The 14046-nt window shown below is 71.3% G+C and carries 13 protein-coding genes; 7 read left to right on the top strand and 6 right to left on the bottom strand.

The annotated features are described in order from the left end of the window. Window positions 1-120: 120 nt before the first annotated feature. Both B1H55_RS00730 and B1H55_RS00725 read left to right on the top strand, forming a co-directional pair. Complete coding sequence (locus B1H55_RS00730; protein WP_080461517.1) at window positions 121-1488, top strand: flagellar basal body-associated FliL family protein; 1368 nt, start codon at window positions 121-123, stop codon at window positions 1486-1488. A gap of 154 nt (window positions 1489-1642) precedes the next feature. After that, entirely contained in the window at window positions 1643-3004 is a 1362-nt protein-coding gene (locus B1H55_RS00725; protein WP_080461516.1) for a hypothetical protein, read from the top strand. A gap of 143 nt (window positions 3005-3147) precedes the next feature. Here the strand turns inward: B1H55_RS00725 and B1H55_RS00720 are convergent, their stop codons facing one another. Beyond that, complete coding sequence (locus B1H55_RS00720) at window positions 3148-4548, bottom strand: arginine deiminase (protein WP_231952754.1); 1401 nt, start codon at window positions 4546-4548, stop codon at window positions 3148-3150. A 52-nt stretch (window positions 4549-4600) separates the two neighbouring features. On the opposite strand from B1H55_RS00720, the gene B1H55_RS00715 reads away from it, so the two are divergent. Then, the gene (locus B1H55_RS00715; protein ID WP_231952745.1) at window positions 4601-5749 is read left to right on the top strand and encodes a 1,4-dihydroxy-2-naphthoyl-CoA synthase; all 1149 of its coding nucleotides are present in this window, start codon (window positions 4601-4603) and stop codon (window positions 5747-5749) included. Window positions 5750-5788: 39 nt separating this feature from the next. Beyond that, the gene (locus B1H55_RS00710; RefSeq protein WP_073451549.1) at window positions 5789-6364 is read left to right on the top strand and encodes a YagU family protein; all 576 of its coding nucleotides are present in this window, start codon (window positions 5789-5791) and stop codon (window positions 6362-6364) included. A 77-nt stretch (window positions 6365-6441) separates the two neighbouring features. Here B1H55_RS00710 and B1H55_RS00705 read toward each other — a convergent pair whose 3' ends face one another. The 3 genes from B1H55_RS00705 to B1H55_RS00695 all read right to left on the bottom strand — a co-directional run bounded on the left by B1H55_RS00705 (window position 6442) and on the right by B1H55_RS00695 (window position 9642). Beyond that, window positions 6442-7302: an anti-sigma factor gene (locus B1H55_RS00705; protein WP_077240523.1), complete on the bottom strand. Its 861-nt coding sequence runs from the start codon at window positions 7300-7302 to the stop codon at window positions 6442-6444. After that, a complete protein-coding gene (locus tag B1H55_RS00700; RefSeq protein WP_077240524.1) occupies window positions 7299-7874 on the bottom strand; it encodes a sigma-70 family RNA polymerase sigma factor in 576 nt (191 codons plus the stop codon). Before B1H55_RS00700 ends, B1H55_RS00705 begins: the two co-directional genes overlap by 4 nt. Window positions 7875-7947: 73 nt before the next feature. After that, window positions 7948-9642 (bottom strand): cytochrome c biogenesis protein CcdA, encoded by a 1695-nt coding sequence (locus tag B1H55_RS00695; protein ID WP_077240525.1) that lies wholly within the window; start codon window positions 9640-9642, stop codon window positions 7948-7950. A 201-nt stretch (window positions 9643-9843) separates the two neighbouring features. On the opposite strand from B1H55_RS00695, the gene B1H55_RS00690 reads away from it, so the two are divergent. Next, on the top strand, window positions 9844-10152 hold the full coding sequence (locus B1H55_RS00690) for a hypothetical protein (RefSeq protein WP_073451552.1): 309 nt from the start codon (window positions 9844-9846) through the stop codon (window positions 10150-10152). A gap of 448 nt (window positions 10153-10600) precedes the next feature. Further along, window positions 10601-10945, top strand: coding sequence for a hypothetical protein (locus B1H55_RS00685; protein WP_073451553.1), 345 nt, complete (start codon window positions 10601-10603; stop codon window positions 10943-10945). Between the two features lie 76 nt (window positions 10946-11021). On the opposite strand, the gene B1H55_RS00680 is transcribed toward B1H55_RS00685, so the two are convergent. Together B1H55_RS00680 and B1H55_RS00675 are read right to left on the bottom strand one after the other, a co-directional pair. Then, window positions 11022-11969 (bottom strand): 1,4-dihydroxy-2-naphthoate polyprenyltransferase, encoded by a 948-nt coding sequence (locus tag B1H55_RS00680; RefSeq protein ID WP_073451554.1) that lies wholly within the window; start codon window positions 11967-11969, stop codon window positions 11022-11024. A 125-nt stretch (window positions 11970-12094) separates the two neighbouring features. Beyond that, a complete protein-coding gene (locus B1H55_RS00675; protein ID WP_073451555.1) occupies window positions 12095-13408 on the bottom strand; it encodes an AMP-binding enzyme in 1314 nt (437 codons plus the stop codon). 82 nt (window positions 13409-13490) lie between these two features. Between B1H55_RS00675 and B1H55_RS00670 the strand changes: the two genes are divergently transcribed. Further along, a complete protein-coding gene (locus B1H55_RS00670; RefSeq protein ID WP_073451556.1) occupies window positions 13491-13874 on the top strand; it encodes a PLD nuclease N-terminal domain-containing protein in 384 nt (127 codons plus the stop codon). Window positions 13875-14046 lie beyond the last annotated feature (172 nt).

Raw genomic sequence — 14046 nt, 5'->3', positions numbered from 1 at the left:
GTCACCCGGCCATGGGGATCCCCGGGTCATGGAGGGCCCGGCGGTGTTGCGCGCCCGGTTGGCCCGGCTGGGGACTCCGCCCCGGTGCGGACCGCCGGATTCCCTGGCATCCTCAACGCCATGACCGTTGATCGCTCATCCTCCCCGGAGCCCCGGCCGGGGTCCGCCGATGGCGCGACGCCCGGCGGGACCAGCAGCAGGGGGCGCGCGATCGTGTCCATCGTGCTGGCGGTCAGCCTCCTCCTGGGCGGGGGCGTCGCCGGTTACGCGCTGCTGGGGAGCGCTTCCTCGCAGGCGCGCGCCGCGATCTCCCTTGCCAGACCGCCGGCCTTCTCCGCGGACTGGCTCAACGGCGCCCAGGAGGTGTGGACCTACGACGCCTCGGAGGAGGGTGATCGGACCCGCGTGTGGGGCGCGGGCGATAAGCTCGTCCGCAGCATCCGCCGCAGCGACTCCACCCTCGTCACGGTCCTGCGCAGGAGCGGCGACGGCGTCGAACCCCTCTGGGAGCAGACCCTGGGCAAGCAGGCGAGCAACACCGCGGTGTGGAAGAACTGGGTGGTCGACGGCGGTGACCTGATCGATCTCGACACCCAGGAGCGCGTTCGCGCCCCGTGGTCGGCGGATGCGACGGTCTCCGCCGCGCAGGGCATCGCGATCGCCTGCGAGGGCCCGACCTGCACGCTGTGGACCTCCCGCTACGACGAGCGCTGGACGACGACGATCCCGTCGTCCAATCAGCAGCTGGGGTTCGACCTCACCAGCACCGTCGGCCGGTACGTCCTGGGAACTGAGATACCGGGCGCAGACCTTCGCTGGGACACCGATCCCGAGTTGCTCGTGGTGGATCTCGAGGATGGCTCCTCGGCCTCCCTGGGCACGATCTCCAACGACTCCTCGTGGGTCGCCCTCTCGGATGGGTGGGCCGTCGCCGTTGACGACCCCTCCGGCGCCATCGAGAGCAACGGGGGGCCCGTCGCCCTGTACTCCCTGGACGGCACCTCCATGGGCGAGGTCAGGGAGGATGACTCGAAGGACTACTCGACCTTCCCGTACTCCCCCACACCGATCAGCGTGGATCAGGCCCGTGCCTGGATCGAGAGCGCGGACACCTCCTGGGCGCCGTCGACGATGTCCGTGCCCACCGGGAGCACGTGCCCCACCGGGCTCAATCACGGCGGGGGGACCCTCCGCCTCGCCGCGGCGAACTCCGTGGTGAGGGTGGACCTGTGGAATTACTCCACATGCCATCCCCGCAGTGCGATGCGCTACATGACGATGATGGGGACCGGACCGCTCGCGGTGGTGCGGGAGGTCATCGATGATCAGCTGTCCCTGCACCTGGTGGACCCCGATTCCCCACGCGAGTCGGGCCCGATCAGGATCGGCGGCGGCAAGACGTGGGACTACTTCACCGACGGCACTCTCCTCATCGCCTTCGACGCCTCCGGGAGGCTGACCGCCTACCGCCCCATGCCCGCAACCTGATGCTCGCGGCCCGAAGAGGGCCGGGCGAGATCCGCGCAAGCGCGCCCGGTGGCGGGAACCCGGCCGCGGGCCTCTGCCCGCGCTGCACCGCGGGGACGGGGCAGCGCGGGGCGACCCGGTGCGAACTGCCGGGATCCATGGCATCCTCGATGCCATGGTCGCTGGTCCGCCGCCCTCACCGAGTCCCCCGCCCGCCCCGGGAGGCCGGGTCCGCGCCGCGGTCTCGGTCCTCCTGGCGATCAGCACGCTCCTGGGAAGCGGTGCCGCCGCCTACGCGATCCTGAGGTCCTCGGCGCCGAGGGCCATGAATGAGCTCATCACCCCCTCCAGGAGTACGTGGTCGGCGGATTGGCTCAATGGGACCGAGGAGGCATGGAGCTATGACGGTCCCGAGTCCCCGAGCGCCCAGAAGGAGGACCGGGCCAAGCTCATAAGAGCCGATTCCAAGCTCGTGCGCTTCATCATCCGGAGCGAGTCCACCCTCATCACGGTCCTGCAGGAGTCCGAGGAGGGAGTCGCGACCCTCTGGGAGCAGGAGCTCGACCATGCCCTGCCGGAAGCCGAGGTGTGGAGGAACTGGGTGGTCGACGGCGGTGACCTGATCGATCTCGACACCCAGGAGCGCGTTCGCGCCCCGTGGTCGGCGGGTGCGACGGTCTCCGCCGCGCAGGGCATCGCGATCGCCTGCGAGGGCCCGACCTGCACGCTGTGGACCTCCCGCTACGACGAGCGCTGGACGACGACGATCGAGTCGTCCAACAGCACGATCGACGTGGGGCTCGGCGCGCTCAACGACAACAGGTACGCCCTGGCGATGGAGGACCTGAACCTCCAGAGGAGCGACGAGGTCACCACGGAGCTGCTCGCCGTGGACCTCGAGGACGGATCGACCCGATCCATGGGCCGGATCACGGGCGCCGCCCTCATAGCGCCCCTGTCCGACGGCTGGCTCATCGGCGTCTCGGACAAATCCGAGGATGAGGAGCGCGTCTCCCTGTACTCCCCCGACGGCGCCCCCCTCGGGGACGCCCACCGGGACGCCTCGAAGGACTACGGCACATTCCCCTACTCCCCCACACCGATCAGCGCGGAGCAGGCCCGCGCCTGGATCGAGAGCGCGGACACCTCCTGGGCGCCGTCGACGATGACGGTCTCCACGGAGGCGACGGATGGCGCCTGCTCCGCCGCGCTCCTCCATGGCGGGTCAACCCTGTCGATGCCGGGCGTCAACTCGCTGGCCCGGCGCAACCGCGCCGCCGCTGGTGACGACGCCGAGTGCAGGTTGCTGCCGGTCACCTACGCGACGATGATGGGAACCGGGCCGCTCGCCGAGGTCCGCGAGGTACGGGATCATGACCTGTACCTGCACCTGGTCGACCCCAGTTCGGGCGGTGAGTCGGGGGCGATCAGGGTCGGCGATCTCTCCTCGTGGGGCGTCGCCTCCGGCGACGGCGAGATGATCGTCTACGACAACTCAGGGCGCCTGACGGCCTACCGCCCCAAGCCCGCCGCCTGACGCCCCCGCGGACCGCGCCGCTTCAAAGGCCCGTTGCCGGGCTGCCAGCACCGACCGGTGCCGTTTTCACCGACTGGTGCGGGCAGAACGCACCAGTGGGTGGAGGCGGCACCGCTCAGCGCCGAGAAGCGCGCGCAGCCCGCTCACACGGCGTCGCGGGTGACGGGGCAGGTCATGCAGTGGCCGCCGCCACGGCCGCGGACGAGCTCGACGCCGGGGGTCTCGATCACCTCGACTCCCGCGGCGCGCAGCGCCTCATTGGCCCGCCGGTTGTGGGCGTAGCCGATGACGAGGTTCGGGGCGAGGGCGACGACATTGCAGGAATCGCGCGCCAACTCCCGCAGGGCCTCGGCCTCATCGGTCATGTCGGGGCTGATGATGCGGAAGGAGTCGATGCCCGCCGCCCGGGCCAGGACCTGGTCCATCTCGGCGCCGTCGTGGATCGTGACCTTGAGGCCCGGCGTCGAGGAGCCGTGGGCGGGGCCGGGCTCGATCTCCACGGTGGTGACGTCGTCGAAGCCCGCGAAGCGCAGGTAGGTGTCCGGGGAGACCATCGACATGAGGGTGTCCAGGTGCATGACGGCATCGAGCTCGGTGTAGAAGGCGCGGTCGGGCATGTGGACGCCGATGACGCGGTCCGCGGCGCCATCGGTGAAGAGCCGGGAGGCCAGGCGCTCGACCCCCGCTGCGGTGGAGCGGTGCGAGAGTCCCACGACGAGGGTCCGGTTGCCCATCACCTGGATATCGCCGCCCTCAACGGTGGCGCCCGTGGCGTGGCGCGCGGTGGTCCAGAGAGCGGCCCGGTCGGCGAGCGCGGGGTGGTAGCGGTACACCGCCTCGTAGTTGGCGGTCTCACGGCGGCGGGGGGCCAGCGCCATCGGGTTGAGGTGGCAGGCGCCGTACATCCACGAGGAGGCGTCGCGCGTGAACAGGTGGTTGGGCAGCGGGGAGATGACGAACTGCCCCTCGAGGGTCGACAGGAAGGTCGTGGCGAACAAGGTCCTGGAATCGGAGGCGTCGAGGCGGTCGTGCAGCTCGGCGCGGGTCAGACCCGCCAGGAGGATATCGGCGAGCTCGGCGTCGGGCAGGCCGGAGAGGTAGGCGGTGAGGACCTCGGATGTGGACAGGCCGACCTCCTCGGGGCCCACGGCCTGCTCCAGGACGAGGGCGCGGGCCTCGGGCACGGCGAGGGACTCGGCGAGCAGGTCGCGGAAGTCGTGGACGATGACGCCGTGCTCGCGCAGGATCGTGGTGAGGGCGTCGTGCTCGGCCTGGGCGAGCTCGATGTCGAGGGCGTCGTCGAACAGGAGGCTGTTCGCGTTGATGGGCGTCAGGCGGGCGACCTCCGCGCCAGGCCGGTGGACGATGACCTCGCGCAATCGGCCGACCTCGGAGTCGACCCGTCCCCCGCCCCTGGCGGCGGGGATCGTCTGGCGCTGGTGGGCGCGGCTCGCCGCCACGGGCGCCCCGGTGGCGCGGAGGGCGCCGGCGGACGCGGCGCCTGGCATCGCATGAGGTGCGGCACTGGGCTGGGACTCGTTCATGGCCCCAGCGTAGCCGCGCTCCCCCTCGCGCCACTCGCCTACTCTGATGCCCATGACCGCCGTACCGCCCTCGTCAGCCCCATCCGCCCCTCCAAGGCCGCCGGCACCCGTCTCCGGGGGCGCCCGCGCCGCGCGGGGCTCCGAGCACCCCCTGCCCCGCCGCGTCTCGGAGATCTTCGATCCCCTGCGCTGGAGGGAGGTCGAGGGCTTCTGCTCGGGCGAGCTCACCGACGTCACCTACCACCGCGGCTGCGAGCGGGACGCCGACGGCGCCTGGTCGCGGGATCTTCCCGTGGTGCGCGTGGCGATCGACCGCCCCGAGGTGCGCAACGCCTTCCGGCCCCGCACCGTGGACGAGCTCGCCGCCGTGCTCGACCACGCGCGCATGAGCGGCGACGTCGGCGCCGTCATCCTCACCGGCAACGGCCCCTCCCCGCGCGACGGCGGCTGGGCCTTCTCCTCCGGCGGGGACCAGCGCATCCGGGGCCGTGACGGCTACCTCTACGAGACCGACGACGGCGCATCGTCCGCTCGGCGCGCCGGGGACGCCGAGCCCGCTGACCCCGCCGCCCATCGGCCGCCGTCGAAGCCCCATTCCCATGAGGCGGACGTGGCGGCGGCTCGGGCCCGCGTCGACACGGCCCGGGCGGGGCGCCTGCACATCCTGGAGGTGCAGAGGCTCATCCGCATGATGCCCAAGGTCGTCATCGCCGCTGTGAGCGGCTGGGCCGCCGGCGGCGGGCACTCCCTCAACGTCGTGTGCGATCTGTCCCTGGCCTCCGTCGAGCACGCGCGCTTCAAGCAGACCGACGCGAACGTGGGCTCCTTCGACGCCGGCTACGGCTCGGCGCTGCTGGCCCGCCAGTGCGGTGACAAGCGCGCCCGCGAGATCTTCTTCCTCGCCCGCCCCTACGACGCCGCCACCGCCGAGCGCTGGGGCGTGGTCAATGAGGCGGTGCCCCACGCCGAGCTGGAGGAGCGGGCGCTGGAGTACGCCGCCATCGTGGCCTCCAAGTCGCCGCAGGCGATCCGCATGCTCAAGTACGCCTTCAACCTGGCCGACGACGGTCTGGCCGGCCAGCAGGTCTTCGCCGGGGAGGCCACGCGCCTGGCCTACATGACCGATGAGGCCGTCGAGGGGCGGGACGCCTTCCTGGCGCGCCGCGAGCCGGACTGGTCACCGTTCCCCTATTACTTCTAGGTGTATTCCGCTGGCACATCCATCGAGGAGGTCTCCCCCATGTCATCACTGCTCACCAAGACCGATCCGGCCCGTCGCCGCATCGGCGCCGCGATCATCGTCGGTCTCATCGGCGGCTTCTTCTCCGCCATCGTGAAGTTCGGCTGGGAGGTCCCCTTCCCGCCCCGCACTCCGGGCGTCCGCTCGGAGACCAACCCCCCGCAGTCGATGCTGGAGTGGTTCGGGATGTCCCACGACACCTCGCACGCCACGGTGACCTTCAACAACAACCCGGCGCCGATCATGTCCTTCATCGTGCACTTCAGCTTCGCGATCGTGTTCGCGCTCATCTACTGCGTCATCGCCGAGTACTACCCCGGCATCAAGCTGTGGCAGGGCGCCGCCTTCGGCATCCTCGTCTACGTGGGCGCGCACGTCGTCGTGATGCCGATACTGGGCTGGGCCCCGAACCCCTTCCCGTGGGTCGCCGGCGCGCAGACCTGGTCCGAGCACTTCTCGGAGTTCTTCGGACACATCATCTGGCTGTGGAGCATCGAGGTGGTGCGCCGCGATATCCGCAACCGGATCACGCATGAGCCCGACGCCGAGGCGCCCCTGGCCGAGGGCGCCCGCTGACGCCACTCCTCATCGCGCGTGAGCGGCCCCGGTACCGAGCTCGGTACCGGGGCCGCTCACTGCTCGGGCCAGGCGCCTCAGGCGTGGCTGGTGGCCGGCGACGACGGCGTGGAGGCCGGGCCGCTCGGCCCGGAGGACGCGCTCCCCTCATCGTCGCCCTGACCGCCGACGGCGAGGACCACGAGCGGCGTCGTCGTCGGCTGGGCGGAGCCCCCGGCGGGCTCCGCCGTGATGAGAATGCGCTGGCCGGGCCTCGGCGTCGTGGGAAGGAAGGTGAAGGTGGTGCCCTCATCGGGGGAATAGGCGCCCAGCGAGGTGATGCCCGCGGGATCCTCCAACCACATCTGCAAAGTGGCCCCGCCGGTCGAGGCGGGCATCGCCGCCGGGAGGGACAGGGCCGTCATGGACATGCCCTCGCTCCAGGTCAGCGTGGCCACATGCCCGTCGGACATGGTGTCGGTGACGCGCTGGACGTCCTGGGCCTCATTGAGGTGGGTGTAGTCGACCATCGGGGTCACATGCTCCATGGCGGTGTCGTGGCCGCCGTCGTAGCCCGATCCGTACCCACTGCCGTACCCGGCGCCGAAGCCCGCGGCGATGAGCGCGACGGCGGCCGCCGCCTGGGTCGTGTAGCGCCAGGCGCGGCGACGGCGCAGGGGGATGACGGGGGCGAGCGCCTCGGCGTCGTCGGAGCCGGGGCCCCGGGAGGCGTCCGCGCGGACCGTCTCCGAGCGGGTGCCCGGCGTCGGGGCCGACCCCTCCTGCTCGATGCCCTTGATCCGCTCCAGGAGCACTGCACGCATCCCGGCGGGCGGCTCGACGGGGGCCAGTGATGCGCCGAGGAGGGCACCGGTCTCGCCGTCGAGGAGCGCGCGGAGCTCCTCATCATCGGCGCCGGGGCGCGTTGCCGCGGTCATGTCCTCTCCCTCCCTGCTCATCGTTGTTCTCCTAGGTGCGTTCTCATCTTGGCCATCCCGTCCCGGATGCGGCTCTTGACGGTGCCCAGCGGCACGCCCATCCGCTTGGCGATCTCGGTGTGGGTGAGGCCGGTGAAGTAGGCCAGGGCGATCGTCGTGCGGTGGGGCTCGCCGACGGCGTCGAGGGCCTCGCGGACTCTGCCGGCCTCCATGCGGTCCTCCACCTCGGCCACGGTGACGTCGCTATCGGGCAGGTAGTCCTGCCAGGCGTCCTCACGGTCCCTCGCGGCCTGGGCGGAGCGGACCCTGTCGATGGCCCGGTGGCGGGCCATGGTGACGAGCCAGGCCCGCCCCGTCCCCCGCGAGGGATCGAAGGAGGGCGCTCGGCGCCAGGCCTCGAGCATGACCTCCTGAAGGACCTCCTCGCTCTGGGCCCGGTCGATGACGATGCGGATGATGAGGGCGAGGAGGCGCCCCGCCCAGGCGTCGTACAACTCGGCGAAGGCATGCTCGTCACCCCGGGCAACACGTCCCAGGAGAGCGTCGACCTCGTCGCCGCGCTCAGTGTGCCGCTGCTTTTCCACACTGCGCATAGTACGGGCCCGGTGGGGCGCCTCCTCATCGTTCTCCTCCTCTCTTCCTATTCGCAGCCGGGGACTGCGCCCCTCACCCGAAGGTGAAGGAGTACAGGGAGACCCCCGGGTCAACCGTGAGCTCCAGCTGCCCCGATGAGGGCTTGGCCGTGCTCACGAGCTCATTGGTGTTGGGCGTTCCGGAGATGTGGATCGTCTTCTCCTCGCCGCCGTCGTTCTTCCAGGTGACATTGCCCTCCCCGGAGGCCACGAGGTAGACGTGCTCGCCCTTCCAGGACAGGCGCAACTTGCCGGGCGCGCCATCGGGGTTGATCTTCTGACCCTCGACGAACCAGGCGCCGTCGAGGGAGAAGCTGCTCTCCTTCTGCTCGGCGGGGAAGGTGAAGGTGCCGGGACCGGGCTTGAGGACGCCGTCGGCGAAGTACTGGGCGCGATCGGAGCCGAGGTAGGTCTCAGGGCTGCGCTCCGCCGAGACGTCGGGGGCGTTGTCCGCCTCGGTGAAGATGGGCTCGGGGAGCTGGACGGACGGGTTGGCCTGCCTGAGCAGCTCGCGGACGAGCTTCTCGGTGGTCTCCTCGCCGCCCTCGCCGAACTTCACCTGGCGCAGCTGCCCGGTGGCGTCCACGAGGTAGTGGGCGGGCCAGTAGTGGTTGTCGAAGGCGGTCCAGGTGGCCAGGTCGGAGTCGACGGCGACCGGGTAGGTGATGCCGAGCTTCTTGGCCCCGTCGCGGACGTTGTCGACCTCCTTCTCGAAGGCGTACTCCGGGGAGTGGATGCCGACGACCTGCAGGCCGGAGTCCTTGTAGGTCTCGTAGAGCCTCTCGATGCCGGGGATGGAGCGCTGGCAGTTGATGCAGGAGTAGGCCCAGAAGTCGTAGAGGTGGACCTTGCCCTCGCGGTCGGCCGCGGTCAATGCCTGCTCACCGGGGGTGTTGAACCATGCGTTGATCCCGGTCAGCTCCGGGACGGTGCCGCAGTTCTCCAGGTGGTCGGCGCCGTCGACGCAGGCCCCTCGGCCCTGGGCGACCTGGCGGGTGGAGCTGAGGGCCTCGTCCGTCTTGGCCTGGAGGGAGGCGGTGTAGTCCGGCAGGGAGCGCTGGACGACGGCGGGCAGGTCGGTGACCAGGGCGACGGCCAGGAAGATCATCATGGCGCCGGCGGCGATGCGCACGCCCTTCTGGCGCGTGCGGAAGGCCTTGAGGCGCTCGGTGATGCCGCGGCCGGCCAGGGCGAAGAACAGCAGGGGGACGGCGGTGCCCAGGCCGAAGGACACGGCGAGGGCGACCGTGTCGGCGCCGATCCTGCCGGTGGAGCCCGCCACGGAGACGGCGGCGAGCACGGGCCCGGCGCAGGGCACGTAGGCGGTTCCCAGGACGAGTCCGAGGAGGAATCCGTTCGTGGGGCGCTTGCCACCGCCGATGCTCTGGAAGCGCGCGAAGGGGCGTTCGATGATCTCCATGACCTTCGGGATGATCATGGCCACGCCGATGAGGGCGAGGAGCACCACGCCGGCCCAGCGGAGCGTGTCCTGCGGGAGGCCCAGCAGGTTGAGCAACGTGGAGCCGATGAGGGTGAAGGTGGTGAAGCTCAGGACGAGGCCGCCGACGACGAGGTAGGGGTGCAGGCGCGAGGGCGCCTTCCCACCCTCGCCCTTGGCGCCCTGGGCGCCGCCGGACAGGAGGATGACGGGCAGGACCGGCAGGATGCACGGCGATATGCCCGTGATGAGGCCTCCGAAGAAGCCGATGAGGACAAGACTGATGAGCATCTGGGCTCCTTGCGTGTCTGTGCGGTTGATTCATCCCTTGTTCGGCGCCGGGCGCTCGGTGGATGGGTGGAATGACGATGAGCGGGGCATGGCGAGCGTCACATCAATCGCTCCGATCCAGCGGGGCGCCGGCCCCGGATGAGGGGTGATGGCTCGCCACGAGGCGGGCCCGATCCCGAACCTTCGTAGAGGAGAACACTCATGCGCATTCGCACCGCTCGCACCGCTCTCGCGGCCGGCCTCATCGCCATCTCCGCCGTGGGCCTCGCCGCCTGCGGCTCGTCCAGCGAGTCGAAGGACACCAAGCCCGCCGCGACCGCCACCGCCGACAAGATGGATGACGGGAAGATGAGCGACGACAAGATGTCCGATGACAAGATGTCGGACGGCAAGATGTCCGACGGCAAGGATGACAAGATGTCGGACGGCAAGATGTCCGATGGCCACGGCAAGATGTCGGACGGCCACGACAAGATGAGCGACGGCAAGGCGACCGACGCCGCGAAGTGACCCCCGCGACGAGCATGACGAGCACGGAGTAGAAGCTCCCTCGGCGCGGCCTCTGAGTTGGGGAGAGGGCCGCGCCGAGGGCTCGTCGTATTCATTGGTGGTCGACTGCATCACGATGCGGTCGACCGCTCTTCTCCGCCCGAGAGGGGATGAGGGGGAAGGGCACCGGCGGGCCCGATCAAGTCCGTGGGGACCGGCGCGGGCGGGGCCCGCGGGCGCTCCTTGAGACGAGTCCCGGGAGATTCCCGCCGGGAGGAGCGGGAGGGAGCGTGATGGATTGGCCCGCGATTCCGCGCCGCGGAGCGACCAGGAGCGGTCATAGGGGCTCCAGCAGCCACCAGCGTCTATGGGGAGTATCACAGAATCCACAGTGATCTATTCGTTATGGTGCCGCGAACCGGCGACGCGCTTCTCACGCGCTCGCACCACCCACCATTAGGAGAAGCACATGCGCATTCGCACCGCCATGGCCGCCTCCCTCATCGCCATCGCCGCCCTCGGCATGGCCGCCTGCGGGTCCTCGGACTCCGGCGACTCCGGCGAGTCCAACGACTCCGTGACCACGGCCCCCGCGGCCACCACGGCTCCGGCCGCGAAGGACGCCGGGGCCTCCGGCGCGCCCGGCGGCTCGATGAGGGACGACTCCACCACGGATGACGACAACAAGATGGGCGGCGACGACACCGACCCGGCCGGATCCATGGGCGATGACGGCACCATGGGCGGCGACGCCTCAGAGGCGCCCGCCAACCCCATGAGCGATGACTCCATGGGCTCGGACAGCGATAACTGAGGCCCGTGAGCAGCGGCGCCCCGGCGCCCCGCCCAGTACCGGGCGGGGCGCCGGGGCGCCGTCGTGCCCGAGGGCCTCAGGTCCCCACGATGAGGAAGGCCAGGCCGATGACCGCGCCGTAGACGAGTTCGTACTGGCCGGCGTCGCGCAGGGAGCCGATGAGCTCGCGGCCGGCCGCCCCAGTGCTCACGGCCGTGGTGGCGCGCCAGGCGAGGGGCGCGATGACGATCAGCGGGCAGACGATGTCGATGATGGCCATGGCGTCCCAGGCCCCACCGGCGGCGGTATGAGCCCAGGCGAGCGATCCGGGGGCGATGAAGACCGGCATGAACACCATGACCATGTAGGCGCTACGGGCGCGGGAATCGCCGAGGCGCACTGCCAGCGTCATCTTCCCGTGGGCGGGATCGGTGCCGATGTCGCGCAGGTTGTTGACCATGAGCAGGGAGCAGGCGATGAGGCCGATACCGCCGGCGGCGAGCCAGAGCCATCCGGGCACGACCCCGCCCTGGACGTAGGCGGTGCCGCAGGTTGCCACCAGGCCGAAGAACACGAAGACGAAGACCTCCCCCAGGCCCGCGTATCCGTAGGGGCGGGGTCCGCCGGTGTAGAACCAGGCGGCGGCCACGGCAGCGGCGCCGACGCCGATGAGCCACCACTGCCCGGTCAGGACCACCAGCACGAGCCCGAGCGCGGCTGCGATCGCGAAGCAGCCGAGGGCGGCGAGCTTGACCCTGCGGGGCGCCACCCGCCCCGAGGCGGTCAGGCGCGGGGGACCGGTGCGCTGATCGTCAGTGCCGCGCACGCCGTCGGAGTAATCATTGGCGAGGTTGCAGCCGATCTGGAGGGCCAGGGCGACGCCCGCGGCGAGCAGTGTGCGCGGCAGCGAGCCGGTGCCCAGTGAGGTGGCGGCGCCGGCCCCCAGGAGGACGGGGGCGACGGCGGCAGGCAGGGTTCGCAGGCGCACGACCTCTGCCCAGTTCGTGGCGCGGGCCGGGGGTGCCTGGTGGGCTGGTCTGCTCATGAGGGCCTCTCGGAGGGGATGCGGCCTAGAGCCTATCGCGGGCGGCGGTCCGCTCCCACGGCGGGCGGGCCGCGCGGGGGGAGCCTGCGGGCGGGCTGCGTCCGGGGCCTGCCTGCTGATCGGGATCAGTCGCCTGCTCGGGGGGCCTCCGGCCGGCTGGAGCCGGCCAGGAGGACGGCGACGGCGCGCCGGTCGGGCTTGCCGAGGCCTCGCTGGGGCAGTTCGGGCACGACGACGACGCGCTTGGGCGCCTTGGGCCCCGGCAGGGCGGCACGCGCGGCCGAGCGCAGGGACTGGGCGTCCAGTCCGCCGTCGTCCCAGGAGGGCGCCGGCACGACGGCGGCCGCGACGGCGCTCCCCCACCGGGTGTCGGGAATCCCCACGACGCAGGCCTCCCCGACGCCCGGAATGCGCAGGAGAGCGGCCTCGACCTCGCGGGGGTCCACCTTGATGCCGCCGCTGATGATGACGTCGTCGAGGCGCCCGAGGACTATGAGGCGACCGTCTCCGTCGAGGCGCCCGCGATCGGAGGTAAGCAGGAGGGGCCTCCCGTCGCGCGCGGCGAAGCGCGAGGCGGGGGCGGGATCGCCGGGGAGGGTGCGGTGGGCGTATCCGAGAGCGAGGACGGGGCCGGCCAGGGCGATGCGGCCCGCGCCGGTGGCGTCCGGCTCCTCAATGGTGACGGTGACGCCGTCGAGGGGGGCGCCGTCGTAGACGCAGCCGCCGCCGGTCTCACTCATCCCATAGGTGGTGACGACGGGGACGCCGGCGCTGCGGGCGCGGGCGAGCAGGACGGGGTCGGCCGCGGCACCACCGAGGAGGACCGCACTGGTGCGGGCCAGGGCGCGGGCGCAGTCGGGGTCGGCCAAGGCGCGCAGGAGCTGGGTGGGTACGAGGGAGAGGTAGACGGGGCGGCTGCTGGTGGCCAGGGCGCCGGCCAGTCCGCCGGTCAGCGCGGTGGCCCTGAATCCGCCGGTGGTGTCGACGACGACGGGCTCGGTCCCGGCCACGAGCGAGCGCACGAGGACCTGGAGCCCGGCGACATGGTGCGCGGGGAGGGCGAGGACCCAGGTCCCGGGTCCTGAGAGGCGCGCATGGGTGGCGCGGGCGGAGGCGACCAGGGCGGGGGCGCTCATGGCGATGAGACTGCCGGTGCCCGTGGTGGAGCCGGAGGTGCGCAGGAGGATGTCCGCGCGGGAGGCGGGGCCGGCCGGGTCGAGACGGCGCGCGAGGTCGGCGCGGACGAGTGCCTCATCCTCCTGCGGGGAGATGGGGACGAGCAGTGGGTACGAGGCGGCACTGCCCTCTATGGCGACTGCGGAAGGGCCGGGGCCGGTGGTATCCCGATCGAGCAGGGACGCGAGGGCCGCCCGGAGCCCGGCAACGGCGTCGGGACTGGTACCGCCGCGCAGGAGGAGGGGGGCCGGGCGCGTGCTCACGGGGGCATCCTCGCACCGCCCGCGCCGCCGCGCCGCCCGGACTCGGCCTGCCCGTGTTCGACGACTCGGATATGGTGGGGGCGTGCGCGTCGTCCTCATCGTCCTCCTGTTCGCCCTGGCGATCTACTCGGTGCTGGACTGCGCTCGCACACCGAATGAGGACATGCCCGCGCGACTCCCGAAGCCCCTGTGGATCCTCATCATCCTGGCCCTCACCGGTGTGGGGCCGATCGCGTGGATCATCACCTCGAGGGTGAAGGCCGCTGAGGAGCGCGGGGGCGTCGTGGAGCCGAAGCTGTGGTCCTCCCGGGAGGGCGTGGAGTTCCGCCGTCCCGAGAGGCAGCGGCCGCTGGGCCCGGATGATGACCCGGAGTTCCTGAGGAACCTGGAGCGGGACATCCGCCGTCGCCGCCGCGACGACGAGGAGGGCGACTCCCCCTCCTCCCCCAGCACCCCCACCCCATAACCCCTCCCTATATCCGAGACCGGTCGAAAATGTCATCGAGACCGGTCGTTGTTGTCGTCGAGGCCGGTTGGTGGTGGGTTAGTGGTTGTGGTGTTCTTGGGCGTCGTCGGTGAGGTAGGGGATGAGGCGTTGGATGGTTAGGGGTGGGGTGGTTTGGGTGGTGGTGATGTAG

This window comes from Actinomyces denticolens (assembly GCF_002072185.1).
GTDB classification, from domain to species: domain Bacteria; phylum Actinomycetota; class Actinomycetes; order Actinomycetales; family Actinomycetaceae; genus Actinomyces; species Actinomyces denticolens.
Note: the sequence above shows the minus strand (reverse complement) of the source record. Positions and strands in the feature narration are given on the sequence as shown.

Bases quoted from the DNA above. Each gene is read 5' to 3' on its own strand.
- B1H55_RS00730 (WP_080461517.1), top strand. From the start codon at position 121: ATGACCGTTGATCGCTCATCCTCCCCGGAGCCCCGGCCGGGGTCCGCC.
- B1H55_RS00725 (WP_080461516.1), top strand. From the start codon at position 1,643: ATGGTCGCTGGTCCGCCGCCCTCACCGAGTCCCCCGCCCGCCCCGGGA.
- B1H55_RS00720 (WP_231952754.1), bottom strand. From the start codon at position 4,548: ATGAACGAGTCCCAGCCCAGTGCCGCACCTCATGCGATGCCAGGCGCC.
- B1H55_RS00715 (WP_231952745.1), top strand. From the start codon at position 4,601: ATGACCGCCGTACCGCCCTCGTCAGCCCCATCCGCCCCTCCAAGGCCG.
- B1H55_RS00710 (WP_073451549.1), top strand. From the start codon at position 5,789: ATGTCATCACTGCTCACCAAGACCGATCCGGCCCGTCGCCGCATCGGC.
- B1H55_RS00705 (WP_077240523.1), bottom strand. From the start codon at position 7,302: ATGAGCAGGGAGGGAGAGGACATGACCGCGGCAACGCGCCCCGGCGCC.
- B1H55_RS00700 (WP_077240524.1), bottom strand. From the start codon at position 7,874: ATGCGCAGTGTGGAAAAGCAGCGGCACACTGAGCGCGGCGACGAGGTC.
- B1H55_RS00695 (WP_077240525.1), bottom strand. From the start codon at position 9,642: ATGCTCATCAGTCTTGTCCTCATCGGCTTCTTCGGAGGCCTCATCACG.
- B1H55_RS00690 (WP_073451552.1), top strand. From the start codon at position 9,844: ATGCGCATTCGCACCGCTCGCACCGCTCTCGCGGCCGGCCTCATCGCC.
- B1H55_RS00685 (WP_073451553.1), top strand. From the start codon at position 10,601: ATGCGCATTCGCACCGCCATGGCCGCCTCCCTCATCGCCATCGCCGCC.
- B1H55_RS00680 (WP_073451554.1), bottom strand. From the start codon at position 11,969: ATGAGCAGACCAGCCCACCAGGCACCCCCGGCCCGCGCCACGAACTGG.